This window comes from Nonomuraea sp. NPDC049152 (assembly GCF_040648355.1).
Taxonomy (GTDB): domain Bacteria; phylum Actinomycetota; class Actinomycetes; order Streptosporangiales; family Streptosporangiaceae; genus Nonomuraea.
Map to the genome: position 1 here is coordinate 32445 of NZ_JBEZDO010000046.1, position 25600 is coordinate 58044.

30 protein-coding genes and 1 pseudogene are annotated in these 25600 nt (G+C 68.9%); 18 read left to right on the top strand and 13 right to left on the bottom strand.

Annotated elements, in window-relative coordinates:
* Window positions 1-139: 139 nt before the first annotated feature.
* The 5 genes from AB0B45_RS47195 (at window position 140) to AB0B45_RS47215 (ending at window position 3219) form a co-directional block, all read left to right on the top strand.
* A complete protein-coding gene (locus tag AB0B45_RS47195; protein ID WP_358144857.1) occupies window positions 140-367 on the top strand; it encodes a winged helix-turn-helix transcriptional regulator in 228 nt (75 codons plus the stop codon).
* Between the two features lie 175 nt (window positions 368-542).
* Window positions 543-986 (top strand): hypothetical protein, encoded by a 444-nt coding sequence (locus AB0B45_RS47200; RefSeq protein WP_358144859.1) that lies wholly within the window; start codon window positions 543-545, stop codon window positions 984-986.
* A 5-nt stretch (window positions 987-991) separates the two neighbouring features.
* Entirely contained in the window at window positions 992-1243 is a 252-nt protein-coding gene (locus AB0B45_RS47205) for a hypothetical protein (RefSeq protein ID WP_358144861.1), read from the top strand.
* Between the two features lie 4 nt (window positions 1244-1247).
* Window positions 1248-1889 carry an HD domain-containing protein gene (locus AB0B45_RS47210; protein ID WP_358144863.1) on the top strand — a complete coding sequence of 214 codons (642 nt, stop codon included), beginning with the start codon at window positions 1248-1250 and terminating at the stop codon, window positions 1887-1889.
* Entirely contained in the window at window positions 1882-3219 is a 1338-nt protein-coding gene (locus tag AB0B45_RS47215; protein WP_358144865.1) for a Dyp-type peroxidase, read from the top strand. The genes AB0B45_RS47210 and AB0B45_RS47215 overlap by 8 nt, the downstream gene beginning before the upstream one ends.
* A 369-nt stretch (window positions 3220-3588) precedes the next feature.
* On the opposite strand, the gene AB0B45_RS47220 is transcribed toward AB0B45_RS47215, so the two are convergent.
* Entirely contained in the window at window positions 3589-3915 is a 327-nt protein-coding gene (locus AB0B45_RS47220) for a hypothetical protein (RefSeq protein ID WP_358144867.1), read from the bottom strand.
* 216 nt (window positions 3916-4131) lie between these two features.
* Window positions 4132-4710, bottom strand: coding sequence for a TetR/AcrR family transcriptional regulator (locus AB0B45_RS47225; RefSeq protein ID WP_358144869.1), 579 nt, complete (start codon window positions 4708-4710; stop codon window positions 4132-4134).
* A 34-nt stretch (window positions 4711-4744) separates the two neighbouring features.
* Between AB0B45_RS47225 and AB0B45_RS47230 the strand changes: the two genes are divergently transcribed.
* The gene (locus AB0B45_RS47230) at window positions 4745-5293 is read left to right on the top strand and encodes a hypothetical protein (RefSeq protein ID WP_358144871.1); all 549 of its coding nucleotides are present in this window, start codon (window positions 4745-4747) and stop codon (window positions 5291-5293) included.
* Here the strand turns inward: AB0B45_RS47230 and AB0B45_RS47235 are convergent.
* Complete coding sequence (locus AB0B45_RS47235) at window positions 5274-5669, bottom strand: TetR-like C-terminal domain-containing protein (RefSeq protein ID WP_358144874.1); 396 nt, start codon at window positions 5667-5669, stop codon at window positions 5274-5276. The genes AB0B45_RS47230 and AB0B45_RS47235 overlap by 20 nt on opposite strands.
* A 594-nt stretch (window positions 5670-6263) precedes the next feature.
* On the opposite strand from AB0B45_RS47235, the gene AB0B45_RS47240 reads away from it, so the two are divergent.
* Window positions 6264-6365: a hypothetical protein gene (locus AB0B45_RS47240; protein ID WP_358144917.1), complete on the top strand. Its 102-nt coding sequence runs from the start codon at window positions 6264-6266 to the stop codon at window positions 6363-6365.
* Between the two features lie 286 nt (window positions 6366-6651).
* On the opposite strand, the gene AB0B45_RS47245 is transcribed toward AB0B45_RS47240, so the two are convergent.
* Together AB0B45_RS47245 and AB0B45_RS47250 are read right to left on the bottom strand one after the other, a co-directional pair.
* On the bottom strand, window positions 6652-7173 hold the full coding sequence (locus tag AB0B45_RS47245; protein WP_358144876.1) for a DinB family protein: 522 nt from the start codon (window positions 7171-7173) through the stop codon (window positions 6652-6654).
* Window positions 7174-7396: 223 nt separating this feature from the next.
* On the bottom strand, window positions 7397-7789 hold the full coding sequence (locus tag AB0B45_RS47250; protein ID WP_358144878.1) for a helix-turn-helix domain-containing protein: 393 nt from the start codon (window positions 7787-7789) through the stop codon (window positions 7397-7399).
* 53 nt (window positions 7790-7842) lie between these two features.
* On the opposite strand from AB0B45_RS47250, the gene AB0B45_RS47255 reads away from it, so the two are divergent.
* Entirely contained in the window at window positions 7843-8667 is an 825-nt protein-coding gene (locus tag AB0B45_RS47255) for an MBL fold metallo-hydrolase (protein ID WP_358144880.1), read from the top strand.
* A gap of 97 nt (window positions 8668-8764) precedes the next feature.
* Window positions 8765-9277 carry a YbaK/EbsC family protein gene (locus AB0B45_RS47260; protein ID WP_358144882.1) on the top strand — a complete coding sequence of 171 codons (513 nt, stop codon included), beginning with the start codon at window positions 8765-8767 and terminating at the stop codon, window positions 9275-9277.
* Here AB0B45_RS47260 and AB0B45_RS47265 read toward each other — a convergent pair.
* From AB0B45_RS47265 to AB0B45_RS47285, 5 genes and pseudogenes are all read right to left on the bottom strand, one after another.
* Window positions 9267-9497 carry a hypothetical protein gene (locus AB0B45_RS47265; protein WP_358144884.1) on the bottom strand — a complete coding sequence of 77 codons (231 nt, stop codon included), beginning with the start codon at window positions 9495-9497 and terminating at the stop codon, window positions 9267-9269. The two genes, AB0B45_RS47260 and AB0B45_RS47265, sit on opposite strands and share 11 nt — an antisense overlap.
* Window positions 9498-9533: 36 nt before the next feature.
* Window positions 9534-10394 (bottom strand): annotated as a pseudogene (locus AB0B45_RS47270) (MFS transporter); the annotation flags it as partial.
* Window positions 10395-10512: 118 nt separating this feature from the next.
* Complete coding sequence (locus AB0B45_RS47275) at window positions 10513-11265, bottom strand: HD domain-containing protein (RefSeq protein ID WP_358144886.1); 753 nt, start codon at window positions 11263-11265, stop codon at window positions 10513-10515.
* Window positions 11262-12233: a DJ-1/PfpI family protein gene (locus AB0B45_RS47280; protein WP_358144888.1), complete on the bottom strand. Its 972-nt coding sequence runs from the start codon at window positions 12231-12233 to the stop codon at window positions 11262-11264. Before AB0B45_RS47280 ends, AB0B45_RS47275 begins: the two co-directional genes overlap by 4 nt.
* A 200-nt stretch (window positions 12234-12433) precedes the next feature.
* Window positions 12434-12859: a DUF3995 domain-containing protein gene (locus AB0B45_RS47285; protein ID WP_358144890.1), complete on the bottom strand. Its 426-nt coding sequence runs from the start codon at window positions 12857-12859 to the stop codon at window positions 12434-12436.
* Between the two features lie 70 nt (window positions 12860-12929).
* Between AB0B45_RS47285 and AB0B45_RS47290 the strand changes: the two genes are divergently transcribed.
* The 5 genes from AB0B45_RS47290 to AB0B45_RS47310 all read left to right on the top strand — a co-directional run bounded on the left by AB0B45_RS47290 (window position 12930) and on the right by AB0B45_RS47310 (window position 15615).
* Window positions 12930-13295, top strand: coding sequence for an FAD-dependent monooxygenase (locus AB0B45_RS47290; RefSeq protein WP_358144892.1), 366 nt, complete (start codon window positions 12930-12932; stop codon window positions 13293-13295).
* A gap of 142 nt (window positions 13296-13437) precedes the next feature.
* Window positions 13438-13674, top strand: coding sequence for a hypothetical protein (locus tag AB0B45_RS47295; RefSeq protein WP_358144894.1), 237 nt, complete (start codon window positions 13438-13440; stop codon window positions 13672-13674).
* A gap of 205 nt (window positions 13675-13879) precedes the next feature.
* A complete protein-coding gene (locus AB0B45_RS47300) occupies window positions 13880-14665 on the top strand; it encodes a Long-chain-fatty-acid--CoA ligase (protein ID WP_358144896.1) in 786 nt (261 codons plus the stop codon).
* 372 nt (window positions 14666-15037) lie between these two features.
* A complete protein-coding gene (locus AB0B45_RS47305) occupies window positions 15038-15301 on the top strand; it encodes a hypothetical protein (protein WP_358144898.1) in 264 nt (87 codons plus the stop codon).
* Window positions 15302-15309: 8 nt separating this feature from the next.
* Window positions 15310-15615: a hypothetical protein gene (locus tag AB0B45_RS47310; protein WP_358144900.1), complete on the top strand. Its 306-nt coding sequence runs from the start codon at window positions 15310-15312 to the stop codon at window positions 15613-15615.
* On the opposite strand, the gene AB0B45_RS47315 is transcribed toward AB0B45_RS47310, so the two are convergent.
* The 3 genes from AB0B45_RS47315 to AB0B45_RS47325 all read right to left on the bottom strand — a co-directional run bounded on the left by AB0B45_RS47315 (window position 15600) and on the right by AB0B45_RS47325 (window position 17703).
* Window positions 15600-15833 (bottom strand): hypothetical protein, encoded by a 234-nt coding sequence (locus AB0B45_RS47315; protein ID WP_358144902.1) that lies wholly within the window; start codon window positions 15831-15833, stop codon window positions 15600-15602. The two genes, AB0B45_RS47310 and AB0B45_RS47315, sit on opposite strands and share 16 nt — an antisense overlap.
* 677 nt (window positions 15834-16510) lie before the next feature.
* On the bottom strand, window positions 16511-17059 hold the full coding sequence (locus AB0B45_RS47320) for a GNAT family protein (RefSeq protein ID WP_358144904.1): 549 nt from the start codon (window positions 17057-17059) through the stop codon (window positions 16511-16513).
* 248 nt (window positions 17060-17307) lie between these two features.
* Window positions 17308-17703: a cupin domain-containing protein gene (locus tag AB0B45_RS47325; protein ID WP_358144906.1), complete on the bottom strand. Its 396-nt coding sequence runs from the start codon at window positions 17701-17703 to the stop codon at window positions 17308-17310.
* A 52-nt stretch (window positions 17704-17755) separates the two neighbouring features.
* Here AB0B45_RS47325 and AB0B45_RS47330 point away from each other — a divergent pair, with 52 nt between their 5' ends.
* From AB0B45_RS47330 to AB0B45_RS47345, 4 genes are all read left to right on the top strand, one after another.
* Entirely contained in the window at window positions 17756-18748 is a 993-nt protein-coding gene (locus tag AB0B45_RS47330) for a helix-turn-helix domain-containing protein (RefSeq protein ID WP_358144908.1), read from the top strand.
* A 444-nt stretch (window positions 18749-19192) separates the two neighbouring features.
* The gene (locus AB0B45_RS47335; protein WP_358144919.1) at window positions 19193-22192 is read left to right on the top strand and encodes a BTAD domain-containing putative transcriptional regulator; all 3000 of its coding nucleotides are present in this window, start codon (window positions 19193-19195) and stop codon (window positions 22190-22192) included.
* Window positions 22193-22228: 36 nt separating this feature from the next.
* Window positions 22229-23221 carry an NADP-dependent oxidoreductase gene (locus AB0B45_RS47340; RefSeq protein ID WP_358144909.1) on the top strand — a complete coding sequence of 331 codons (993 nt, stop codon included), beginning with the start codon at window positions 22229-22231 and terminating at the stop codon, window positions 23219-23221.
* Complete coding sequence (locus AB0B45_RS47345) at window positions 23218-24660, top strand: MFS transporter (RefSeq protein WP_358144911.1); 1443 nt, start codon at window positions 23218-23220, stop codon at window positions 24658-24660. The genes AB0B45_RS47340 and AB0B45_RS47345 overlap by 4 nt, the downstream gene beginning before the upstream one ends.
* Window positions 24661-25600 lie beyond the last annotated feature (940 nt).

Consider the following 25600-nt stretch of genomic DNA (forward strand, 5'->3'; position numbering starts at 1 on the left):
CCCCACCGGTGACCATTGCCTCTATCGTGGTGCTGACGCTGGCCCGGCGCTCGAGGCCGAGCGCGGCGCGGCCCTCGCGCCGCTGGATCTGACGGTCAGCCGGCTGGGACTGCTGGGCCACATCGCCGGCGTGCCCGGGGTGTCATTCAGCGATCTGGCCCGAATGTCGGGCGTCACGGTGCAGAGCGTGCACAGGGCGGTGAAAGCACTGGCGGCGGCGGGGCTGGTGCGCGACCACACCGCCCGCGCGGGCTCGGCCTCCGCGATCGAGGTGACGCCGGACGGCTCCCGCCTCCTCCAGGCCGCCAAGAAGGCGGTGGCGGAGGTGGACGAGCGGCTGTTCGGCCCGGAGGCCGACCCCGTCTAGCGCCGGATCGGCCAGGCGGTCCTCGCCGCGTTCCTGGGCGAATCGGCGGGCTGACGGGTCCGGGTACCCCCCAACCTTCGGCGAATCGGCGGGCTGACCGTCCGCGTACCCCAAGCTTCAGGGCGACTGAAGCGCTGGCTAGGCTTCAGTCATCCTGAAGGTTGGAGTAAGAGACTTGCTGGAACATGCCCTGCTGTCCGTGCACGTGCTCGGCGGCATCGTCTTCGTCGGGGGCTCGGCCGCGGCCACGAGTCTGTTTCCCCGCTACGCGCCCGCGGCGGCTGGAGAGGGGCGCAGCCTGTCCGTCGCCGTCGCTCTACACCGCATCACTCGCGGGTACGCCGTTCTCGGCCTCACCGTGCCACTGGCCGGGATGACCCTGGCCGTCGTCCAGGGCCGGATGGGCGAGATCTGGATCACCATCTCGATGATCCTCACCGCCGTCGCGGCCCTGCTGCTGGCCACGCAGATCTATCCGCGCCAGCGCCAGGTGCTCGCCGACCCCGGCGACCCTGGGCGGCTGCGGCTGCTGTCCATGTTCGCGGGTGTCTACAACCTGGCCTGGGCGGTCGTGGTGGTCCTGATGATCGTCCGGCCCGGCTCCGGTCAAGGGGGATGAACCCGATGCGCCTCCTGCGAATCGCCGCCGCCGTGGAGCTGACCACGCTGGCAGTCCTGATCGCCAACCTGCTCACCGTGCACGCGAAGGCCGTCACCACCTTCGGTGGCCCCCTGCACGGCATCTCCTACGTGGCCGTCATCGCGGCCGCCTACCTCGCCCCATCCACCTCGCCGAACGGTGCCAGGTGGCGGGCCTTCATTCCCGCAATCGGCGGGCTGCTCGCCCTGCGAGCCCTCCACACACAGGAAGGATGACACGATGGACGCCTACGACGGCCTGCCGTTCCCCTGGAGCGGCCTGACGCTCGACGCCATGCGCTATGTCCGCTCCATCGAGGAGCCGGCGATCTTCAACCACAGCATGCGCACCTACCTCTACGGCCGCTTCATCGGCGAGAGCCAGGGCCTGCGCCCCGGCCGCGACTACGACGACGAACTGCTGTTCCTCGCCTGCGTCCTGCACGACACCGGCCTCAGCGAACCCGGCAACGGGGACCAGCGCTTCGACATCGACGGTGCCGACCTGGCCGCCACCTGGCTCGCGGAGCGCGGCATGCCGTCCGAGAAGACGATGATCGTCTGGGACGCCATCGCGCTGCATCTCGTCCCCGAGGTCGCGCAGCGCAAGCGGCCCGAGATCGCGCTGGTGACCGCCGGCGCCGGCTACGATCTCGGCGCGGACGGGCCCGCGCTGCCCGACGGCTATGCCGAGCACATCCACGAGGTGCTGCCGAGGCTACGCGCCGCCGTGGTGCTGCACGACGCGGTCGTCGCCCAGGCCCTGGACAAGCCGCACAAGGCGCCGCCGTTCAGCATTCCCGGCGAGATGCTGCGGCAGGCGAGCGGACAGGCCTGGCCCACGTGGCGCGAGCTCGCCGGATGGGGCGACTACGATGCCTGAATCCGTCTCCCGCCGGGGCGCGATCGCCTCGATCGTCGCGACCGCGGGCGTCGCCGCGACCGGCGGAGCGCTGCTGGCCGGCGGCCTGAAGCCACAGCCCGGCGCCGCCTCCGGCCACGCGGGCGCGAGCGACGCGGCGACCCCGGCCACCCCCTCGCCCGCCGGGCCGCACGGCGCCCACCAGCCGGGCATCACCACCCGGCAGCAGCACTACGCGATGTTCGCCGCCTTCGACCTGCAGACCGCGAACCTGCCCACCGCCAAGATCGCCGCCAACCTGCAGCAGCTGATGACGCGCTGGACGACCGTCGCCCAACGCCTCATGCTCGGCGACCCGCCCGGCCCGATCCCGGGCAACCGCCCCGACGCGCCCGCCGGCTCCGGCGTCGCCGACGGCCTGAACCCTGCGAGCCTGACGCTGACCTTCGGCCTGGGCCCCGAGGTGTTCGACCTGATCGGCCAGAAGGAGCACAGGCCGGCGCATCTGCGCCCGCTGCCCGCCTTCTCCACCGACCGGCTGGAGCCCGCCTGGAGCGGCGGCCACCTGATCGCCCAGATCTGCGCCGACGACCCGCAGGTCGTCAGCCACGCCTTCCGCTCGCTGCGCGGCCAGGCGCCCGGACTGGCGCGGCTGCGCTGGAGCCAGCAGGGCTTCCTCGGCACCTTCGGCGGCTCCACCCCGCGCAACCTCCTCGGCCAAAAGGACGGCACCAGCAATCCCAAGCCCGGCACACCCGAGTTCGACCAGGCCGTGTGGGCGGCCGACGGGGAGCCGGAATGGTTCACCGGCGGCAGCTACCTCGTCTTCCGCAAGATCCGCCTGGACCTGCCGAAGTGGGACCTCACCGCCGCCCGCGACCAGGACCTGGTCATCGGCCGCCGCAGGGACAATGGCGCGCCGCTGAGCGGAGGGAGCGAGTTCACCACCGTGGACCTCGGCAAGAAGGGCCCGGACGGCCGGCCCGCCATTCCGGCCGACGCGCACGTGGCGTTGGTACGCGCCATCCCGATGCTGCGCCGCTCGTACAACTACGACTACGCCGTGCAGGGCATCACCGAACCGATCATCGTCGAGCACGGCCACGCGAACGAGGACGACGGCCACCTACACGAGCACCACAGCGGCAACAGCCACGGCAGCTACGACAGCGGCGTGCTGTTCTGCGCCTATGTCCGCGACCCGGAGGCGTTCATCCGCGCCCAGCGCAAGCTGGCAGGCTCCGACCGGCTTAACGCCTTCATCAAGCACACCGGCAGCGCCGTCTTCGCCATCCCGCCCGGCATCCAACCCGGCGAGCACCTGGCCGCCGCGCTGTTCCCCTCAGGCTGAGGCCCGGGCCCGGAGCCAGGAACGCGCTCGGCCATCAGCACCCACATGGGCGCGGAACCTCAGTTCCGCCGAAGGAAGTCGCCCAAGCCGTCCACGGAGGCCTGGACTACGGTGGAGCCGTAGCGGCGCAGCGACTCCTCATAACCGGCGATGGCGTCGAGCAGGCCCAGGTCGCCACGATCGGCGGCGATCAGCGCGCGGCAGAGTACGGCGGCGTCCTGGAGCGCGGTGTTGGCTCCGGAGCCGCGGTGCAGCAGGCCCTGCGTGGGGGTCGACGGTCATGGCCAGTGGCTTTCTCGGGGTGAGGGGGTCAGCCGGTCTGCTCCAGCCGGGCTTTGGCAGCCTTCAGTTCGGCTGGCACCTCGCGGCTCAGCCAACGTGAGAGCGTCGAGCCGGCCAGGCCAGCGGCCGCGCGAGGTCGGACTGCAGCCGTGTGACGACGGTTCCCCGCAGATGGGGAGTGCAGGTAAAGGACGCCCTGAAGCGGGCCAGCCGGTCATGCGGGGGGCACGGGAGCGATGTCGACGCGTTCGTGGCCGGTTGTGTCATCCGGTGCGTGACAAGTGGCCCGGGTACGCCAAACAGGCGGGCCCGGAACCGGAAGACCACCGTGTCACCGTCGCGGCAGACCCATCGGATGGCGCCGATCTTGCCGTCGATGGTGGCGTGGGCGCGCGGGTCCATGACGAAGTCCAAGACCTCACCTACAGCCGATGAGCACGGTCGCTTCCCCATGGGCTGTGGCGTTCTGCGGCGGCACAAGAGTGAAATTGCCGGAGGGCATGAGTGCGTCGCCCCCAGCTGCAGCGGCTTCCATGCAGCACTGTATGGTACGAGTCATGGGACATCCTCGAGCGAGGGGCCGCGTTATGAAGATCGCTCGCGGTGACGCTGCGCGGGCAGGGCTGATGGTCAGCCGGTGTCAGGAAGCCGGGGCGACAGGAGCATTTCCACCAGTCGCGCGAGGTATGCGGTGTCGCCGTACACCTCCGGAGTGCCCCTGCGCGCCTGGAAGTGGCCCAGGTAGGCCACGTGGAAGATGCGGGCGCGCACGTCGCATTCCCGCTCATCGAATCCGAGGTCGGCGAAGATCTGGCGCAGCAGTCGCAGGCGCGCGGTCGTGATCCGCTGGAGGACCGGCGCCACCAGCGGGTCAGCGGCCTTGGCGGCCAGCGCGGCCTCGACCTCGGCCGTAGTCGGATGCTTGAAGGCCGTCTCGAAGATCGTGCGTAGCCGCTCCTCGGGGTCCTCAAGGGGCCGCAGGGCGGACTCGACATCGGTGATGCCGTCCTTCTCCCACATGTCCAGCGCGGCGACCAGCAGGTCCTGCCGGTTCTTGAAGTGCCAGTAGAAGCTGCCCCGCGTCGTGCCCAGCTGCGAGGCCAGCCGGTCGACCGCCACAGCGGCGATTCCACCCTCGGCCATCGCGTTCAGCGCGGCGCGCGACCAGTCATCACGAGTGAGAAGCCGCTCTCCGTTACGAGTCGCCACCTCCAAACAGTAGTGCACAGAAAGAGAGGTCCCGATGAACGCGCGTATCCCGCTGGTCTGGGGAGCCACCGATGAGGAGCTTCGTGCCGAGTACGCCTGCGACCAGTACCTGCCCGCCACCTCCAAGCCGCTGTTTCGGGCGGTCACCGTGGAAGCCGACCGGGCGGTGCTGTTCAGATGGCTGTGCCAGCTCAAGGTCTCCAGCTACAGCTTCGCCTTCCTGTTCGGCATGCCGACTCCCCGGCAGCTCACCCCAGGCACGGACCGCCTGGAGCGGGGACAGCGTTTCATGGACCTGTTCGACCTCGTCGACTTCGAAGACGGTCATCACCTGACACTGGCGGTGTCCGGCAAGGGCGGCGAAGCCGTGTACGGCAGGCTGGCGGTCAGCTACGTGGCCCGCGACCTGGGTGATGGAAGAAGCAGGCTGGTGGTCAAGACCGTCCACGAGCCGGTCAACGGTTTCCAGAGGTTCCTCAAGCCGTTCCTGGCCTGGGGAGACCTCCTCATGATGCACCGTCAGTTCCACAACCTGAAGCGGCTGGCCGAACGCGAGCAGGGACTCATCCCGCGCGGGCGTTGAGTGCGTGGAGAAGGAAAAGTATTAGCTGATCGGCCATTTCGGTGAGTGCTCCCGGGTCCAGTGCGCCACGGGCGAGAAAGGCACGGCTGAACATGGGGCCGATCACTAGGTCACTGATGAGGCGGAGGTTCTCCACCTGGAGTATCTCGCCCCGATCGACAGCCCGTCGGACAAGTGCCTCCATTCGCGCCTGGACCGGCACGATGAACGCGGTGGTGAGGGCGTCAGCGAGGGCGTCGTTGTGGAGTGCCTCGCCGATCAGTGCGATGAGGAGGAGCCCGCCTGGGCCTTCACAGATCTCGGCCTGGTCGTTCAGTAGCGCCCGAAGGTCGCTGCTCGGCTGGACCGTCCGATCGCTCAGGTGAACGACGATCATCCACGCTCTGGCCGCCCCGGGATCGAACGCATCACCAGCACGTCGTAATACCCCGTATACGAGTCGGCGGCGCCACCGCCGCCCGGGCAGGAGGAACCATGTGGCAAGGGGACCACCGGCAGAACTACGCCATCCATTACGAACCGTTGTTCACGACCCTCCAGACAATGAACGTTCAGGCGTTGATCGACCGAGTCGACGACCCCTGGTACAACCAGACCTTGATCCAGGTCGGCGATGTCCTGGTGCGGCTGGGGGTCATGCAAGGCGAATACCACTGGCACAAGCACGATGAGCAGGATGAGTTCTTTTTCGTGCTGGACGGTCTCTTCCGCATCGAGCTCGAGGACGCCGAGACCGTCGAAACTGGGCCCCCGGCAGGCCTTCACGGTCCCGGCCGGGATGCTCCACCGGCCCGTCGTGCCCGTTCGCAGCGCGGTATTGATGATCGAGAAAGCGGGGGTCGTCGCGACCGGCGACTGACCGGGCGGCTGCGCCAGGCCACCGCGACCATCGGCCTCAGCACGTTGCCGATCACGATGATCCCCTCGATCGCCTCCGCCACCGCAATCTCGGGCGCTGCGGCTCGCCGGGCTGCCCTACCCGGGCCACACCGAGATCCTCGCCGAGCTCACCGGTACCGGCGAATACGCCATGATGCTGGCCCCTCCGCCGGCGTCGATGCGTTCACCGTAGGCTCAGCCTCCATGACCGGCACTTTCGCCCCGCATCGGGGGACGCTGCACGGTCAGCTTACGGCGATCATCGCAGCTGCCGACGGTGACGACGGTGGACAGGGAACATCCAGCCCACACACGACGAATCGGCTCTCCTGACGCGTCCTGACGGGTGATCGCGACAGTGAGGATCACGTAAGCAGCGCGCTGAGGCGCCCGGCCATCCCGCCCGTGCGCGATGATCCCGTCAACGTGCGTTGTAGGGCCCGAGCCGATCACGATGCCGAAGGCACGGGCTCGCGTCGCTACCATCCGCGTTCCCCGTCGAGAAGCTCTCTGAGCAGGTCGGCATGGCCGGCATGTCGACTGGTGTCCATCGTCACGTAGACCAGGGCCCATCGCAGCGTGTAGTCGTCGTCGGTCTGCGCGCCCATGTCGTCGAGGTCGAGCGCGGCGATGACCTGATCACTCACGGCGCAGGCGGTGCGATAGGCGTCGATCAAGGCGTCACGCTGGACATCTTCGGCGACCTTCCAGTCGCCATCCGGATCACCTGCATGGAAAGGCATCGCGATATCCAGCCCGCCGAGTACGTTGCCGAACCAGTGCTGCTCCACCGTCACCAGGTGCGTCAGGATCCCGCCCATGGTCGTCTCGGACGGGACCAGCTTCGCGCGCAGTTGCGATTCCGGCAGATCGGATGCCTTGGCCACCACGGTCGCCCGAGCGAACCGCAGCCAGACCCACAGCATCTCCTTCTCACCCAGACGATGCCCGGGGATCTGGCGTTCCTCGGTCCGGGGCGCGACCGGTACGTGATGTGCCATGTGTTCTTCCTTGTGCGATCAAATCGTGGACGTTGCGGGCCGAAGCTGCCCTCCGTGGCGGCAAGCAGGCCGAGACGGTTGGGCCTGCGAATCGACTCCGCCTCGACCGTCCAGGCTCCGCCGAATGAGTACCACTCTCAACGAGAGAACACCGGCCAACTAGTGGGAAAGATGACGTGTTCCACTAGATTTGCGTCACGGTGGTCGTGCCGGAAAGCCGAGCTCAGCTATGCGGCCTCGTACCAGACCTCGACGGGTTCAGCGGGAACTCGGGTGGTGGAGGACCTGCCGGGTCCGGGACAGTCCAGGTCGCCCCCCAGGTGCCGAGCGCGAGGAGCACGTCCCTGAGCGCGGAGCCGGCCTCGGTGGGTACGTATTCGAAGCGATGGGGGCGCTCGGCGTAGACCTGCTTGCGGAGGATGCCCGCGTCAGTAAGTTCACGCAGCCTGCGGGCGAGCGTGTTCTCGCTCACGGGCAGGCGTTCTCGCAGGTCGTCGAACCTATGAGCGCCCTTGAGGATCTCGCGCACGACGATCAGCGCCCAGCGATCGCCGATCACGTCCAGCGCCCGGGCCGCGGGGCAGTTGTCATAAGCCAGGTTCCGGCGTGCTGCCATGACCAGACGGTATCAGCTTCCATAAGTGAAGTTGCCCGTGTATCGTCTAGCTGGTGACTTCCAAAAGAGAAGTAAGCCGTCGCGAGGTGGCGCCTGGGCTGTACCGCTTCGGCGACTCCCACGTCAACTGGTACGTCCTGGAGGACAAGGGCGCGCTCACCGTTATCGACGGCGGCATGCCGACGCACTGGGCACAGTTGCTGGACTGGCTGGCCCGGCGCACCCTGTCGATCGACGCCATCGAGGCCGTGGTGCTGACCCACGGCCACGCGGACCACCTGGGCATCGTCGAACGGGTACGCAGGGAAGCGGACGCCCGCGTCCACGTACATGAAGCGGACCGGCCGCTCAGCCGGGGCCTCGGGTTACGGCGACCGCCCCGGCGGATCATCCACAACCTCTGGCGTCCACACAATCTGGCGGTAAACGTGGCATGGATGCGTGACGGCATCATGCGAGTGCCGCCCATTCTCCAAGCCTCGACCTTCAGCGACGGGGAGGTGCTCGACGTACCGGGCAAGCTGCGGGTCATCCACACGCCCGGGCACAGCCCTGGAAGCAGCACGCTCGTCGCCCAGAACGACACCGTCGCGCTCACCGGCGACGCGCTCGTCACCCTCGACGTGGTCACCGGCCGAAGCGGGGTCGGCATCATGCCCGGCAAACTCAACGACGACCCCGACCAGGCTCTGGCAAGCCTGCGCAACCTCGAGGGACTGAACGCGCGGGTCGTACTGCCCGGCCACGGCCGGCCATGGCCAGACGGCCTCCCGGACGCGCTGAACCGAGCCCGCCGGGCCGGCATCGACTGGCGCGACGTCTCACCCCACTACCACGGCCACGACCACACCGCGCCACAGCGCGGACCGCGGAGGTGAGGCGTGGGGAGCCAGACGACGGCAAGAGGATCAAAACAGTGGGTGTTCTATCAGCGCGATGAGGAACGCATCGCGACCGCCAAGGAGGCTTTGAGCAGTGACTGGTGACCTGAGCACCGAGCCGGCGCCGGACGCCTACGAGCGTCTGATCGCGGACCTGGATACCGCAGGGGCGCGCTACCGGCTGATCGACCATGCGCCGGAAGGACGCACCGAGCTGGTCAGCGCCCTGCGAGGGCACGAGGTCGCCCAGGCCGCCAAATGCCTGGTCGTCATGGTGAAGATCGGCAAGAAGCAGACCCGCTATGTCCTGGCCGTGGTGCCCGGCGACGCCCGGTTGGACCTGGAGGCTGTCAAAAGATTGCTGGGCGGCAGCTATGTCTCCTTTGCCGCCAAGGACAAGGCCGAGGAACTGGCCGGCAGCGTGAGCGGGACAGTGTTGCCGATCAATTACCACCCCCGGCTGGAACTCATCGCCGACCAGTCGCTGCTGGCCTTCCCCGAGCTGTTCTTCAACGCCGCCCGCCTGGACCGCTCGGTCGCCCTGGCCACAGACGACTACCTGCGCCTGGCCGCCCCTCGGATCGAACGCATCACCACTACGGCGTAGGCCTTGTTCCCAGCACGCCACGCACCAGCGTCCCCGCGGCGGCGGAGACGGCGGCCGCGTGCACGCCGAGCTGGGCGACCTGCCCGCGCCGCACGACGGCGAGATCTGCGTGGACCTCAAGGACGCGCTGGAACGGCTGACGCCGGAGCACCGGGCGACGATCACCCTGCGCCTGCTGGAGGGACTCGACGAGCGCCGTACTCTTCCTTGGGATCTCCATGGTGACCGCTGGCTGGTGACCTCGTCGCTGCCCTGGTCAGTCCGTTGTGGACGGTATGGTCGCTGGTTCGCGGAGTTTGGTCGCTAGCGGCACGCCGAGCAGCAGGCACAGCCCAGCCGCCCAGACCAGCGCCGTGTGCACCTGGTCAGCGCCGGTGCCCGCGCGCGCGGCCGCGCCGGCGAGGACCGCGCCGAGCGCGGCGCCCGCGAGGCGGCCTGACGAGATCAGTGCCGACGCCTGGCCGTGCAATTGCTGGGGCACGGCGTTGAGGGCGGACCGGGATACCGGTGCGAACAGCAGGCCCAGGCCGAGCCCGAGCAGGACGCCGAGCGGCAGGGCGGCCGGGCCGTGCAGTGGCGCGCCGGTCAGGCCGTAGCCGCCGAGTGCCGCGCCGGCCACGGCGAACCCCACGGCGGCGGGCAGGCGCTCGCCGCGAGCGTCGGTGAGCCGGCCCGCCACCGGCCCGGCGGCCCCTGTGAACACCGCCACCACGACCGGCGCGGCCGCGGCCAGCAGGGCGCTGTAGCCGACCTCGTCCTGCAGGTACTGCTCGATCAGGAAGAACGACCCGATCATCACCGTGAACGTGAGCATGGCCGCCGCCACCGGAACGGCGACGGAGAGCCGCACCAGCCGCCGCCAGCTGGCCGGCTCGCCCTGCCGCTCCCCTGCTTGTACTGCCAGCACGACTGCCAGTGCCGCCGCGCCCACCAACGGCAGCAGCGCCCACCAGGTGGCCCGCCAACCGAGTCCGGCCGTGAGCAGCCCGCCGAGCAGCGGCCCGATGACGTTGGCGATCCCGGCGACGGCGCCCCAGATGCCGAGCGGTGTACCACGTCGCGACGCCGGGAACCCGCTCACCGCACCCGCGAGCGCGGCCGGACTGGCGAGCCCCGCGCCGAGCCCCTGTCGAGCCCCAGGTCCTCACCGAGGAGCTGATCTCGTTCATCGAACGTGGAATCCGCTCATCTGTGTGAGAAAGAGGATCGGCCAGGACCGCGGCTGAGACGCGCCGTCAGTCGTTCCAGCCGCTGGCGGCGAGGAAGTCCTCCCATTTGGTGTAGGGAGCATCGGGGCGCTGCTGGTGCAGGATCTCGCCGGGCAGCGTCATGGGCGGCGCCTTGCGCGGGTCGGCCAGGCCCAGCGCGATGAGGTCGTCGGTGAAGACTCGGGCGCAGCCGTAGCGGGGATAAGCGGCGTGCACGCGTTCGGCATATCCGGCGGGGAGGTCGCTGGGGCCACCGGTCAGGTCTATGCCCATGCCGTTCTGGGCGATCATGATCTCCGGCGGGCGGCGGCGGGCGAACACCGGCGACTCGTGGATACCGTAGGAGGTGTGCAAGGCGATACCGTCCCAGATGGTGTCGAGGCGGCGGTCGGTGATGCCGCGCTTCTCCAGGAACCGCGCGGCGAAGTCGGCGCCGTCGATTTCGAACCGCCGGCCGGTGTTGGCGCGTTCGGTCAGGCCCATGTCGTGGAGCACGCAGATGAGGAACACGACCTCGGCGTCGTAGTCGCGGCCCGGTAGGCGTCCGGCCTTGGCGGCGGCCGCCCGGGCGAACAGGAAGCTGCGCAGGCTGTGGTTCCGCAGGTACGGCTTTTGCGCGTCGGTCACCAGTCGCCGGGCCGCCTTGGCGACGCGAGTGGCGGGAAAGGACAGGTCGGCGTACCGGGGCTTGGCGTTGGCGGGAGGTGTGCCGACGGCCAGGCTCGCCGCGCCGGCGAGGCTGGCTCCCAGCAGTGTGCGGCGGTTCAGGGACGAGCTCATATGTTCTCCTTCGGGATCATCGGCGAACGGGAGGTGGTGCGGAAGCGCTGGCGGTAGGCGGTCGGAGTGGCGCCCAGGACCTTCAGGAACGTGCGGCGCATCGTCTCGTCGGACCCGAGACCGCACCTGCGGGCGATCGACGCCACGGGTTCGGCACTGGTCTCCAGGAGGGCCTGCGCGGCCTCCACCCGGATCTGCTCGACGTACTGGCCGGGGGTGAGCCCGACCTCGCGGCGGAACAACCGGGTCAGATGGCGTTCGCTGAGCGCGACCTGAGCCGCCATCGCGGCGAGGGTGTGGTCTCCCCCCGGGTCGGCCGCGACCACGTCCAGGAGGCGGCGCAACGCCGGGTGACGCGTCGCGGGGACGGCCCCGCGAACGCTGAACTGCGACTGGCCGCCCGGGCGTTGCAGGAACACGACCATGTATTTGGCCACCGCCCGCGCGATGTCCGGTCCGTGGTCCTCCTCCACGAGGGCCAGCGCCAGATCGATTCCGGCGGTGACCCCGGCCGAGGTCACGACCGGTCCGTCACGTACGAAGATGGCGTCGGGTTCCACGGTGATGCGCGGGAACCGGGACGCCAGTTCGGCGCAGGCGGCCCAGTGCGTGGTGGCCCGCCGCTCGTCGAGCAGGCCGGCCTCGGCCAGCAGGAGCGCGCCCGTGCACACCGATGCCACCCTGCGCGCGCGAGCGCCGAGGTCCCGCAGCGCCTTCAGGAACGCCTCACCGGGGCGGTCGCCGTCCGGCGGCGCGTACCCTGGCACCAGCAGCGTGTCGATCGGGCCCTCGATCTCCCCCAGAGCCAGGTCGACCCCCAACGGCACACCGACATCCGTGCGCGCGGGCCGCCCATCGACCGAGGCGTGCCGGATGCGATAGCCACAGGACCCATGCAGGATCTGCACCGGCCCCGCCACGTCCAGCAGCACTACCCCGTCGTAGACGGCCACCACCAGATCTTTCACGTCGCCAAGCCTTGCGCCCCGGACGAGAGGTCCACAAGGACCACTAACCCACAGATCCGGACATGCATACCTATCTGAGGATGCTGCGCAGCCAACCGGGGCCGCCGGCGGCATACCCTCCGCCGAGCGGAACTCGCCCGCGGAGGAAAGCCTGGGGTACGGCAATGACCGCAACGTCGCCGGCCTGGTGGACATGCTGCTCAGTTGAGCGCGACGGCGAGCGACAGGCCCCCCAGCACCAGGCAGACCGGCGTGTAGACCCGCAGGTCCCAGGTCTTGAACTCCGGGCCACTCCGGCCCCGCAAGGTAATGACAGCGGGGAAGACGCTTCCCCGCGCGAGCAGCCCGGCGGCGATCGTCCACGCCCCTACCGTGTAGAGCTGGCGCGGCCCTATCACGGGAAGCAGCCCCGACCGGGCCGCGACCACATAGCCCGCACCGGCGAGCACGGCCGCCATGCCCACGCACGCTGGCGCCCACGGAAATCCTTCACCCTCGTCGCCCAGCACGACCTTGGCCAGGGTCGTGCGGTCAGCGGCGGGCCACGGCGAGAAGGCCCATACGGCGTGTAGAGCGCCCGCGGCGGCCAGTCCGGCGGCCGCCAGTAACCCCACGATCTCCATCATTGACCCCCTTTGATAAGACTATGCGTACCATACAGTGCTGTATGGAAGCCCTTGAAAGGGGATGACCATCATGAACTCCTCCCATGCGCTCATCGTCGGCGGCGGCATTGGCGGCCTGGCCACCGCGATCGGAATGCGCCGCACCGGCTGGCGGGTCACGCTGCTGGAACGGGCGCCCGCCTTCCAGTCGCTGGGCTCCGGCATCACGCTCGCGCCCAACGCGGTCCGCGCGCTCGACGCGCCGGGCCTGGGTGCGCAGCTCCGAGCCCGAGGCATGGCCCAGGGCGCGGCGGGACTGCGCGTGCCCTCAGGACGATGGCTGATGCGGGCCAAGGTGGAAACTCATGTGCTCGACAACCTGCGGATCGCTGTAGACGCCGGTGAGGGGATCCACGTCGTCGGGCGTGAACTCACGCAAGCTGAGCCAAGGGAGTGACCAGGACGGGATACATGTCTGCTGACCCTAGTGCCCGCGAGGCAGCATGGCTCTGGCCGAGACCTGCCCGTAGGCCTCGATCTCCCTGCTGAAGCCCGCGCGCCGCGGCGACAGCGCGGAAGTCGGGGGTGCGTAGGGCAGCGTGGACGCGCATCACGCTGGCGACAATGCCGCCGATCCGCTGATCCACCGGCAACTCCAGAACGGGCCTGAGGGCGTCGACCGCGCCGTCGAGGTCACCCATGGCGACTCTGGCGAGCGCCTGATCGGCGCGCGCACCCGCTTCATCGCTGTAAGACCGCTCCTGGGGCGCAGCCTCGCGGTATGCCGCCAATGCCTCGCCCGCGACGCGTTCAGCTTCCTGCTCGTCACCGGGTAGCCACACACGGGTGTCAGCCGCGTAGTAGAGCAGGCGGGGTCGAGGAAACGTCATGATGCCGCCAAGCGCGTCCAACTCGTCAGACTCGACCTGGTCGCCCTCCTCATGCAGTGCAAGCGATCAAAGGGACATCAACTCGCGAACCGCCCCCTGAATGCTTTCTTGAGACGAAAAAGAGTGGAGCAGGCCAGGCATTACCGACACCATGGAGCACCTGATCACTGACCAAGGAGACTTGATGCGAATGTCCATCGAGAACCTCGCCACGCGGCCGGATCTACTAAAGCCGGCCCTGGAACTCGGCGATATCGGTGCCGAGTTCATGCAGCACGACCCGATCGGCACGCTGACCAGAGCAAGGCGCCTGGCCGAGCGATGGCCGGAGTACTTCCTGGTGGTACTTGACGGCGGGGTCCCCGTGGCCCGGGCGGTCAGCGTGCCGGTGGCGTTCCCGACGCCCGAGCGGACGGAACTGCCCGACCACGGCTGGGACGGCGTCATCCTCTGGGCGGTGGAGGACGCCCTCGACGACCGGCCGACGACCACGCTCGCCGCGTTGGACGTCCAGGTCGCCGGGCACCTGCGCGGCCGGGGCATCGCGTCACAGGCCCTTGATGGCCTGCGAGTCTGCGCCCGCGACAACGGATTGAGCAGGCTGGTGGTGCCGGTTCGCCCGACCGGCAAGGTGCGCCACCCCGAACTGACGATGGACGAGTACGTCGCACGGCGACATGCCGACGGGCTCCCCGACGATCCGTGGCTTCGCACCCACGAACGGCTGGGCGCGCGGTTCGTGAAGATCGCCCCGTTCGCGATGACCATCACGGGAACGCTGGAGCAGTGGTCGCGGTGGACCGGTGCGCCGCTCGCAGCCGGATCCAACCTCGTCGAAGGGGGCATCGCTCCGGTTCTGGCCTCGCCCGGGCAAGACCTCGGCGTCTATGTGGAGCCAAATGTCTGGCTTGAGCACTCCCTCGACTCTGCTGGCTGATCTTCCACCGGCGGCCTGTGCAGGCCGTGACCCCCAAAGCCGCAGGCCGTGCAGGCACCAGCCGGCCGTCTCACGGCCTGGCCTTGGAGATGGTACGGGTGCGGTCGGCGGAGGCCTCCCGATAGGCGACGAGGACGCGGTACGAGGGCAACACAGAGAGCTGTGGAATGCGAAAGCCACCTCACAGGGAGTAGCAGCGCCGTACTCTCACCGCAATGAAATCAGTGGTGCTCAAACTCATCGACATTCGCTAGCCCCGTCCTTCGCACATGACGAGTGATCCTGGGCGGTGCCCGAGTTGCTGGGGATCGAGCCGGACGCGCTCAATGACGATCGGGTGGGCCGCGCGCTGGATGCGATTGCCGAGCAGATGTGATCGTCGGCACGATCGGCGCGCGGGCGATCACCGAGTTCGGCGTCGATGTCTGCCGAATTCATTGGGACATGACCTCGATCTCCCTGTTCGGCGACTACCCCGAGACCGAGGAAGACTTCGCCCGGCCCCGGCACGGCCACCCCAAGGCCCGCCGACCGGACCTGAAGCAGATCCAGGCGGGGATCGGCACGAGCGCCGACGGCGGGTACCGGTCCTCTCCCGCGTCTACGATGGCGGCGCAGCCGAGGTATCGCAGGTGAGCGGGGCGATGCGGGAGTTGCAGAAGATCGCCGGGCGGCGTGAACTGCTCCTGCTGGGCGACTCCAAGGCCATCTCCTATGACAACGTGCGCGAGCTGACCGCCTCAGGCGTGACCTTCATCGCCCCGGCCCCCAAAGCGGTGGTGCCCGCCACCGCACTGGCCGGGCTCGACCTCGGCCCCGCCAGGCCGGTGGACTACCTCGCCCGCCGCGATGCGGGCAAAGACCCCGACCGGCGCGGCCTGTACCGCGTCAAAACCCATCGCGTAGAGCTTGAGCTGCGCGTTCTCCGAAATGGCTACGCTGCTCGGTGATACTCGTTAATCAACCCACCGAGCACCTTCCGGCGCTTGATCCGGCCCTCCAGCGGCAGGATGATCCGCTCGTCATGGTCGGGTGGGTGCTGTCGGCGCGACTGGTGCGGCCGATGACCGTTGTAATGATCGGCATACTCACCCAGCACCAACCGTAAGTGACGTTCGTCGTAGATCAGCAGCCGGTCGGTGCATTCGGCCGTACCGTACGCACCCACCGCTCGGCATGGCAGTTCGCCCGGGGTGTCCGCGGCGGTGTCTTCACGACCGTGATGCCCGTGGCGGCGAAGATCTCATCGAAAACGGCGGTGAACTTGGCGTGTACCGCTTCATAACTCATCGCAGGGCGTTTGATCTGCGGTTTTGACCTACGGAGGTGGTGCGGGCAAGATCGCCGCTTGTGTCGGTTCGTCTGCTGTATCTGATCCTGATTCGGGTGTTCGGCTGGCTGGTGTTGCTGGGACGTGGTCAGTCGTCCAAGGACGTCGAGATTATGGTGCTCCGGCATGAGGTGGCCGTGCTGAGGCGTCAGGTCCTCCGGCCGAAGCCGGACTGGGCTGATCGGACGGTCCTGTCGGCGTTGTCCCGCTTCCTACCGACGGTGCTACAGGCGGCCAAACTCACCCCGGCCCGCGTTCGGCGGGGGTTTCGGAACCTGCGCACCAAAACACCGCCGATTGCCCGTGCGCCCAAACCCTCCAGGCCCGGCCGCGGACGACCGCCCGGCTCCAAGAACCGGCCCGCACCCCCGCTACGAGGTCGGGCTTGTCCTGGTCACCGGCGAGCTCTACAAACGCCCAGCTCATCACCGCAAAGGCAGCAAACCCCGCCGCGCCACCTGACCAGCTACACCTAGCCACAGCCCGACATGTTCACGAAGTCCCGAACGCGAAGATCAGAGGTAGGCCTTCGAGGCCGACTTCCAGTCCGGGACGAGGAGCCCGAGCAGCACCTCGTCCAGGAACTCGCCCATCACCCAGGCCGAGGAGCGCAGCACGCCCTCGCGGACGAAACCGTTGCGCTCGGCGGAACGCAACATCGCGGCGTTGTCCGACAGCGTCTCGATCTGCAGTCGCTGCAGGCCGCGCACGACGAAACCGTAGTGACACAGCACCGCGACCACGTCGGTGCCGTAGCCCTTGCCACGGGCCGACGGCAGCAGCCCCAGCCCGATGTGCGCGGACCGGTTGTGGTTGTCGATGCCCCACAGCGTCGCGGTGCCGACCAGCGTGCCGCCGTCCAGCTCCACGACCGAGAACGGGACGTGCCCTTGCTCATTGTCGTCCACCACGAGCCGCGGATCCTTCGAGCCGGGTGTGATCGGCCGCCACGGCCGGCCTTCGGCCCGCGAGCCGTTCACCACGTCGTCGTAGAGCTCGGCCAGCAGGATCGGAATGTCGTCCTCGTGCCGGGCCCTGAGCCCGACCTTGTCACCTCTTAGCATGCAAGCTTCCTATCGGACCGGGCTGTCCGGCGGCAAACCAAGCCCATCCTGACTGGTGCTCTCTACCGAGTTCGCAGACAGACACGCCGTGCCTCATTCGCCACAATCCGCTGTGCGGTGACACATCACCCGAGCCGTCGGATGCGGCATTCGCGAAGATCAGAGGTTAAACGACAAGCTAAAGGCATACCCCGCCTCTGGGCGACCGTCGGCCGACCTCCCACGCCCCCTCCCCGAAGCCTGTCAGCTCAGGTGTTGAGTGCGTGCCCGGTCGTTGCGTCCACGTGGTTCGGGATCTCGTCGTGGCGATCGCCCACGGTCGGTGTCCCAGCGGGCTCGAACATCAGGATGGCGGCGCCGGACGGAGCGTACGGCTTGTGCTCAGTGCCTCGGGGGACGGTGAAGACCGCACCCTGTGGGAGCAGGACCGTGCGCTCCCCGGCGGGCTCGCGCAAGGAGATGTGCAGCTCTCCGTCGAGTACGAGGAAGAACTCGTCGGTGTCGTCGTGGACGTGCCAGATGTGTTCGCCCTCGACCTTGGCGATGCGGACGTCATAGTCGTTGACGCGCGTGACGATGCGAGGGCTCCACAGGGCGTCGAAGGAGGCCAAAGCCTTGCTGAGGGGGATCGGTTCGTTACTCATGAGCTCATCCTTCGCCGTTCCATATGGTCAGCGTGAGTGCTAGGAATTGCACATGGCGAAAGAATCCTCGCACGCAGTTCACACGGCGGGCATACACCGGGTCGTCGTGATCGTGGACGAGAACTCGAACCCATTCGAGCTCGGCTGCGCGACCGAGATCTTCGGTCTACGCCGACCGGAGATCGGTCATGATCTCTACGACTTCAGGCTCTGTTCCCCCGAGCCCCGCACCCTGATGCGGGACGGATTCTTCACGCTTACGGGAGTCGGCGATTTGGAGGCGGCCGACGCGGCGGACACCTTGATCGTCCCCAACCGCCCCGACGTCGAGGTGCCCCGCCGCCGGGCCGTGCTCGCTGCCGTCCGACGGGCGCACGCGCGCGGTGCGCGCTTGGTCGGCTTCTGCAGCGGCGCTTTCACGCTGGCCGAGGCCGGAGTCCTCGACGGGCGCCGGGCCACCGCGCACTGGCAGTGGGCGGATTCCTTCCGGGCCCGCTTCCCTTCGGTCCAACTCGAATCAGACGTGCTGTTCGTAGATGACGGTGACATTCTCACCGCAGCGGGGAGCGCGGCTGCCCTCGACCTTGGACTGCATGTGGTCCGCCGCGACTACGGCGCGGAGGTCGCCAACTCTGTGAGCCGGCGCCTGGTCTTCGCCGCGCACCGGGACGGTGGGCAGCGGCAGTTCGTGGAGCGCCCCATACCCGACCTGCCGGACGAGTCCCTGGCTCCTATCCTGGCCTGGGCCCAGGAACGGCTGGACTCGCCGCTCACGGTGGCTGACCTTGCGGCGCGTGCGGCGGTCAGTCCGGCGACGCTGCATCGCCGCTTCAAGGCGCAACTGGGCACGACGCCGTTGACGTGGCTCACGGGGGAACGACTTGCCCTGGCATGCCGGTTGATCGAGCGAGGTGAGTCTCGCTTCGAGATGGTCGCGCGGCGCAGCGGGCTTGGCACCGCTGCCAATTTGCGCACGCTGATGCGTCGCACGACTGGCATCACTCCATCGGCCTACAAGCGTCGGTTCGGGCCTGAGGTGAGTTGACGGCGGGGCATCGTCTTCCGGCAAACCACCGGAATGTGCCTCAGCGTCGGCTATCGCCAGGGGCGAGGAGGGTGGTGACCTCGGCGGTGGCCTCCGGGGAGGGCTTGAAGTACCTGCGGAGGGCCCCAGGGGCGCGCATGCGTGCCCCTGGGGGGAACGCCTCAAGAACTGTCGATGTGGCAGGGAATCGTCACTTCCCTGTCACATCGCTGCTCGCTGTGGATCGTCATGATCCCAATGCCTTCCGCGTTATGTGGGACGCCTATCGCGTGCAGATTTTCGTGCTGGCGCCGGGCTGGTCCGGCGAAACGTCCAAGGGTGCGCGAGTTGGGAGGATAGAGCACTGTGTCTGGTGTGAGAGTTTCGGTGTTGGGTGACCTGGAGGTTCGTCACTCCGACGGCGGTTCTGTACGCGTCGGCGGAGATCGGGTCCGAACCCTCCTTGTGCTGCTGGCCTTGGAGGCGGGACGGCCTGTCTCCGTGGACCGCCTCATTGACGCGTTGTGGGAGGACGCGCCTCCGGCCAATGTGGGCAACGCGCTGCAGACACTGGTGAAGCGACTGCGCGCCGGTCTCGGCGCCGGCGTGGTGCGGACGACCTCCGCGGGGTACGTCCTGGCGTTGCCGCAGGAGGCAGTAGACGCCTGTCGGTTCACCAGCATGCTGGCCAGTGCCAGACAGGTGGACGGCGACGAGGAGAGGGTTGCCCTGCTTGGCTCGGCTCTGTCGCTCTGGCGGGGGAAGGCTCTGGCCGGTTTCGCGCACGTGCCGAGCCTGGAGGCGGCGGCGACACACCTGACCGAGCTGCGCCTTACCGCCGTGCAGGACTGGACGGCGCTGCACCTGCGGCTGGGCAGGGCTGCCGAGATCGTCAACGAGTTGGCGCAGCTGGCTGCGGCCCACCCGCTGCGCGAGTCGCTGTGTGCGGTTCTGTTGCGGGTCCTGGCCGCGAGCGGGCGGCGTGCGGAGGCGCTGGAGGTCTTCCAACGGACCCGGCGCCTGCTTGCGGAGGAGCTCGGCGTGGACCCCTCACAGCAGTTGGTCGAGGCGCACCTGGAGGTTCTGCGCGCAGATCGCGCGCCGGTCTCCAATCTGCGCGGCCAGCTCACCAGCTTCGTCGGCAGGGAAGACGAGATCGCCGGGATTGCCGCGATGCTGCGGGAGTCACGCCTGGTCACGCTGGTGGGACCGGGCGGAGCGGGCAAGACCAGGCTGGCGGTGGAGTCGGCCACCAGGATGGCTGAGCGGTGGCCAGACGGCACCTGGCTCGTGGAGCTCGCCAGGGTGGTCGATCCGGGGGCGGTGCCGTACGCGCTTCTGGCTGCGCTTGGGATCCGCGACAACGTGCTGGATGGCGACGGCGCTCGCATCGAGCCCGCGGCGCAGATCGCGGGGGTGCTGGGCGGGAAGAGGCTGCTGCTGATCGTGGACAACTGCGAGCACGTCCTGGACGGCGCCGCCGCGCTGATCGACGGGGTGCTGGCGCGCTGCCCCGGCGTGGACGTGCTGGCGGCGAGCCGCGAGCCGCTCGGCATCACGGGGGAGGTGTTGTCACGGGTGCCTCCGCTTGCCGTACCGGAAAAGGGGGCGTCAGCCGCCGAGACGGCGGCCTCCCCCGCCGTCCGCCTGTTCGCCGATCGGGGCAGATCGGTACGGCCTGGCTTTTCCGTGGATGACGGCAACAGCGCGGTGGTCGGGGCGGTCTGCCGACGGCTGGACGGGGTGCCGCTGGCGATCGAGCTGGCGGCTGCGCGGCTGCGCGCTCTGACCCCCGAGCAGATCGCCGACCGCCTCGACGACAGGTTTCGGCTGCTGACCGGCGGCAACCGGGCCGCCCTGCCGCGCCACCAGACGTTGCGCGCCGTCGTCGACTGGAGCTGGAACCTGCTCACCGAGCCGGAGATGGACCTGGCCAAGCGACTGTCGGTCTTCACCGGCGGTGCCACGCTCGACAGCGCGGAGCGGGTGTGCGGCGGCGACGTGCTCGACGCGCTGCTGTCGCTGGTGGACAAGTCCCTGGTGGAGACGGAGGATGGCCGCTTCAGGATGCTGGAGACCATCCGCGCCTACTGCGCCGAGCAGCTCGGTGCCGACGCGGAGGCCGCGCATGCCCATGCGCTGTACTTCCTGCGTCTGGCGGAGGAGGCCGTGCCGAAGTTGCGCACGGCCGAACAGCTCACCTGGATCGGGCGGCTGGCCGGCGAGCACGACAATTGCGTCGCGGCGCTTGGCTGGGCGGTGGGGACAGGGGCGGTCGAGCTGGCGCTGCGCCTGTGCGGGGCGCTGACCTGGTACTGGCAGCTGCGCGGATATCGGGCCGAGGCGTCGCACTGGGCAGGGCAGGTTCTGGCCCTGGCCGGCGAGCGCCCGCCGCCGCGGTTGGTCGGCGCCTACTTGGCGTGTGAGTACGCGACCAGGCTGCCGGAGTTCGTGGGCATGGTCGGCTTCGACGAGGCCGCCGACCGGCCGGGACAGCGGGCGCGGATCCGCGACCTCCTGGAGACCTGCGAGGGAGAGGTGCACCCGATCTTCACCATCCTCGCCTCCATGGACGGCTCGCTCGACGGCTTGGCCGCCGACCGTGACCCCTGGCTGGCGAACACCGCGCTGCTGATGCGCGGCACCCTGCGAATGAACAACGCCCAGCATGGTCTGGCGGAACGCGACCTGCAGGCCGCGGTTGCGGGGTTCCGGCAACTGGGTGAGCGGCGCGGGCTCAGCAGGTCGCTGCTCACTCTGGCCACCTTCCGCACCCGCGCCGACGGCGTGTCCAGCGCCATAGACCTGATGGAGGAGGTGGCGGGCCTGGCCGCCGAGTGGGTCAGCGCGGGAGAGGCGGTCTCCACCCTCACCAGACTGGCTCATCTGCATGCCTGGGACGGCGACCTGGTCGGCACCGCCGCTGCCGTGGCCAGGGCGCGAGAGCAGATCACCATCGGGGTGCCCGCCGAAGTGCGCGCGCAACTCCGGCTGACCGAGGCCGACCTGGCGCGGCGTGGCGGCGACAGTGCGGCGGCCCTGCCGATCTACGAGGAGGTCCTGGCCACGCTGGAGACCAGCGAGCAGACCGTGCCACTGGACGCGGTGTGGGCGCACGCCTCCTACGGCATGGCCCTGGCCGATCAGGGCGACGTCCATCGTGCCTATGCCCAGCTCGGCAAGGCTCTTGAGCTCACGGTTGCCGTACCCGATGTGCCCGTTCTGATCGCGGTTTCTGTCGGGTACGCGGTGGCGGCGCTGGCCGAGGGCGATGCGGAGGCGGCGGCCAGGCTCATCGAGGCGGGCGCCTATCACCACGACCACCGGGGGCGTGGCGGCCCCGACGTGGCGCGCATCCGCGCCCTGGCGTTGTCCGCGCTGGGCGAGAGCCGGTACGCCGAAATAGCTAGCCCGCTGCCGGTCGGGGAGATCGTCGCCGTGCTCAAGGCCGCTGGCAGCACCTGACAGCCCCCTGCCAGCGTCCCTCGGCACAGTGCTGCCATGACTCCTCCACATTCCCAGGAAGTACGGCTGGCCGCGCGTCCCTCCGACGACCTCACCGCTGACCATTTCTCTGTGGTCGAGGCGGAGGTGCGCGAGCCAGGCCCCGGCGAAGTGCTGGTTCGCAACGACTGGATGGCGCTCGCTCACGTGATGAGCAAGCTGCTGCGCATCGAGCACACTCCGGAGATGCCGTTCGCCACTCGCCCCGGTGACCCGCTCACGTCCGCGACCGTGGGCACGGTGATCGCCTCGCAGAGCACGGACCTGGCCGTCGGCGATCTCGTCGCTCACGGGTACGGCTGGCGCGGCTGTGTCACCTCCGCCGCCGGCGAGTTCGCCAGGCTGGAGCGCGACCTGCTGCCTGGCGCGCAGTACTTCCTCAACGCCGGCCCGACGGCCTGGCGAGGCATGGTCGAGGTGGCCAGGGTCTCGCAGGGCGACACCGTCTTCGTCTCCGGCGCGGCCGGCGCCGTCGGCTCGCTGGCAGGTCAGATCGCCAGGTGCCAGGGCGCCAAGCGGGTGATCGGCAGCGCGGGCAGCAAGTCCAAGGTCGACTACCTTGTCGGTGAGCTCGGCTTCGACGCCGCCTTCGACTACCACGACGGCCCGGTCCTGGACCGGCTGCGCGAGTTGGCGCCCGAGGGCATCGACGTGTTCTTCGACAACGTCAGCGGCGAGCAGTTCGAGGCAGCGGTCCAGGTGGCGGTGCCCGGTGCGCGTTTCGCGCTGTGCGGCGCCCTGTCGGGCCGCAACCCCACCCTCGACCTCGGGCCACTGGGCACCCGTGATCTCACGATTCAGGGGTTCAGTAGTTCCTACGATCCCGCCGACACCCACGCGTGGACCAAGGAGTTCGGCCGGCTGCTGGGCCAGGGCCGCATCGCCTTCCCGCACACCGTGGTCGAGGGCGGTCCCGCCGCGGCTCCGCAGGCTCTGGTCTCCCTGCTGCGGGGCGACTACATCGGCTGCGTCCTGGTGAGACTGTCATGACCACGCAGGTCGAGGTCTCTACAGTCGCGCCGTACAGGTGGCGCTGGCCTGCGCTGTTCGTCATCCTCACTGGTTCGGTGATGGAACTGCTCGACGCCACCGTCACGAGCATCGCCGGGCCCGTGATCAGAGCCGACCTCGGCGGCGGCGCCTCGATGTTGCAGTGGCTCGGCATCGCCTACACCCTGGCGATGGTCGCCGGGCTGCTCACCGGCAGCAGGCTGGGGGACATCGTCGGCCGCAAGCCGATGTTCCTCATCGGCGCCGCCGGCTTCGTTGCGGGGTCGCTGATCTGCGCTGCCGCCGTCTCACCAGAGATGATCATCGCGGCGCGAGCCGTACAGGGTCTGTTCGGGGCAGCGATGATCCCGCAGGGGCTCGGCATGATGCGGGAGATGTTCCCGCCCAAGGAGCTCCAGATCGCCTTTGGCGCCACGGGCCCGCTCATGGGCCTGTCCGCCATCGGCGGCCCGATCCTGGCCGGCTGGCTGGTCAGCGCCGATCTGTTGGGCACGGGCTGGCGCATGATCTTCCTGATCAACCTGCCGCTCGGCGTCGCCGCCCTGTCGGCCGCGCTGATATTCCTCCCCAACACCCCTCCCACGCGGGGGCTGCGGCTCGATTTGCCCGGTGCGCTGCTGGCCTCCCTGGGCTCGCTCCTGATCGTCTTTCCACTGGTTCAGGGACGCGAGCATGGCTGGCCCGCCTGGTCATTCGCGTCGATGGCCGCCTCCGCGGCGGTCTTCGCCGTCTTCGCCTGGCATCAGAGGAGCATCAGCCGCCGGGGCGGCCATCCGCTGGTCGTGCCCAGCCTGTTCGGGAAACGCGCCTTCCTCGGCGGGCTGGTCACCGGCGCGCTCTTCTTCTCCGCCTTCTCCGGGTTCGGCCTGGTCTTTGCCCTATATCTCCAGGTGGGGCTCGGCTATAGCCCGCTGAAGGCGGCGCTGTCCAGCGTGCCACTCTCCCTCGGGATGATCGCCGGGATGGGCGTGGTGCAGCCGCTGATGAAGCACGGACGCAGGGTCCTGCATGCTGGTCTCCTGGTCAAGGCAGCGGGCGTCATCGCCCTGCTGCTGATCGCCCATCCGCTGGTCGGGCCGTGGGAGCTGGCTCCTGCACTCCTGGTCATCGGGCTGGGAGCCGGACTGGTCATGGGGCCGTTCTTCACCATCGTGCTCGGTGGAGTCGAGCAGCACGAGACCGGGTCAGCGTCCGGGACCCTCACCGCATTGCAGCAAGTCGGCGGCGCTTTGGGGATGGCACTGCTGGGCACGGTCTTCTTCGGCACGATTGCCCAGGCGCCGACCCTCGCGGCTCAGTACACCTTCTGGATGGTCGTCGGGATGCTCGCGTTGACCTCCCTGTCGGCCTTCCTCCTGCCCCGACAGGCGCCCCCGGATGCTCAGGCGGTGGCAGAGCAGAGCATGGCGGCCGCATGACGGGCGCCGCGGCCATCGATACGCGCGACGTGCTGCCTGCGGTTGGCGCAGCTGCGCGAAGGAGCGCAGCTCACAACCAGCCGCGATTCTTGGCGCGGAGGGCCGGGTCAGCGGGAGGCCTACGGTGGGGGTCGGTGGACTCCTTCCAGGTCCCGGTGCGCTGGCAGGAGATCTTGTGCTCGCGTCAGTACTGCCGCAGCCGCTCCCGGCCGATCATCACGATGTGGGTCGGGTTGTCGGCCAGATAGGCGAGTCGATTCTCGACCGCCTTCTGCGAGGCGAAGATGGCCGAGTACATGCTCGTCACATGCTCTTCGGCACGCGCCCGCCACATCGGCGGCTGGACCGCGTGCGCGAAATAGGCCGGTTTGCGGTGTCGGTGATCGAACGCGTCAGGCCGGGATCGTAAAGCCAGACCCACGGAACACCCACCAGAAGGGCCGGACGGCAGGGTTTGGAGGCGGGGCACGCCCAGTTTGACCGCAGACCCGTCCGAGCGCAGGTCAAGCCGCCTCTGGCCGAGGACGCATGCCTTCGCAGGGATTTCGCCGCCTGCTCTCCTGTTTCGAGCGAGCCTGCTCGCGCCGCCCTCACCTGGCCGGGCGTTCCGGGCAGCGGCAAGGGCCCGCCAATCAAGCCAGACCTTTAAGACGGCCAAGAGAACACCAAGCAGGAAGACTCGGCGGGCACTCCGGTCCGGGGTGCGTTTCTCGCCCGGCCAAGTGTTGATCAAGCCCGTACCGCGTCAAAACCCATCGCATAGGGCTTGAGCTGCGCGTTCCCCCGGAGCGGCTACGCTGCTCGGTGATACTCATTGATCAGTCCACCGAGCACCTTCCGGCGCTTGATCCGGCCTTCCAACGGCACGATGGTCCGCTCGCCATGGTCGGGCGGGTGCTGTCGGCGGGACTGGTGCGGCCGATGACCGTTGTAATGATCG

Excerpts from the sequence above, each read along its gene's own strand:
- AB0B45_RS47330 (WP_358144908.1), top strand. The coding sequence starts at position 17,756 with ATGGCGAAAGAATCCTCGCACGCAGTTCACACGGCGGGCATACACCGG.
- AB0B45_RS47215 (WP_358144865.1), top strand. The coding sequence starts at position 1,882 with ATGCCTGAATCCGTCTCCCGCCGGGGCGCGATCGCCTCGATCGTCGCG.
- AB0B45_RS47250 (WP_358144878.1), bottom strand. The coding sequence starts at position 7,789 with ATGGCAGCACGCCGGAACCTGGCTTATGACAACTGCCCCGCGGCCCGG.
- AB0B45_RS47230 (WP_358144871.1), top strand. The coding sequence starts at position 4,745 with ATGAACGCGCGTATCCCGCTGGTCTGGGGAGCCACCGATGAGGAGCTT.
- AB0B45_RS47205 (WP_358144861.1), top strand. The coding sequence starts at position 992 with ATGCGCCTCCTGCGAATCGCCGCCGCCGTGGAGCTGACCACGCTGGCA.
- AB0B45_RS47345 (WP_358144911.1), top strand. The coding sequence starts at position 23,218 with ATGACCACGCAGGTCGAGGTCTCTACAGTCGCGCCGTACAGGTGGCGC.
- AB0B45_RS47265 (WP_358144884.1), bottom strand. The coding sequence starts at position 9,497 with ATGGAGATCCCAAGGAAGAGTACGGCGCTCGTCGAGTCCCTCCAGCAG.
- AB0B45_RS47275 (WP_358144886.1), bottom strand. The coding sequence starts at position 11,265 with ATGAGCTCGTCCCTGAACCGCCGCACACTGCTGGGAGCCAGCCTCGCC.
- AB0B45_RS47300 (WP_358144896.1), top strand. The coding sequence starts at position 13,880 with ATGGAGCACCTGATCACTGACCAAGGAGACTTGATGCGAATGTCCATC.
- AB0B45_RS47235 (WP_358144874.1), bottom strand. The coding sequence starts at position 5,669 with ATGATCGTCGTTCACCTGAGCGATCGGACGGTCCAGCCGAGCAGCGAC.
- AB0B45_RS47310 (WP_358144900.1), top strand. The coding sequence starts at position 15,310 with ATGCGGGAGTTGCAGAAGATCGCCGGGCGGCGTGAACTGCTCCTGCTG.
- AB0B45_RS47340 (WP_358144909.1), top strand. The coding sequence starts at position 22,229 with ATGACTCCTCCACATTCCCAGGAAGTACGGCTGGCCGCGCGTCCCTCC.
- AB0B45_RS47245 (WP_358144876.1), bottom strand. The coding sequence starts at position 7,173 with ATGGCACATCACGTACCGGTCGCGCCCCGGACCGAGGAACGCCAGATC.
- AB0B45_RS47320 (WP_358144904.1), bottom strand. The coding sequence starts at position 17,059 with ATGCTAAGAGGTGACAAGGTCGGGCTCAGGGCCCGGCACGAGGACGAC.
- AB0B45_RS47210 (WP_358144863.1), top strand. The coding sequence starts at position 1,248 with ATGGACGCCTACGACGGCCTGCCGTTCCCCTGGAGCGGCCTGACGCTC.
- AB0B45_RS47325 (WP_358144906.1), bottom strand. The coding sequence starts at position 17,703 with ATGAGTAACGAACCGATCCCCCTCAGCAAGGCTTTGGCCTCCTTCGAC.
- AB0B45_RS47290 (WP_358144892.1), top strand. The coding sequence starts at position 12,930 with ATGAACTCCTCCCATGCGCTCATCGTCGGCGGCGGCATTGGCGGCCTG.
- AB0B45_RS47285 (WP_358144890.1), bottom strand. The coding sequence starts at position 12,859 with ATGATGGAGATCGTGGGGTTACTGGCGGCCGCCGGACTGGCCGCCGCG.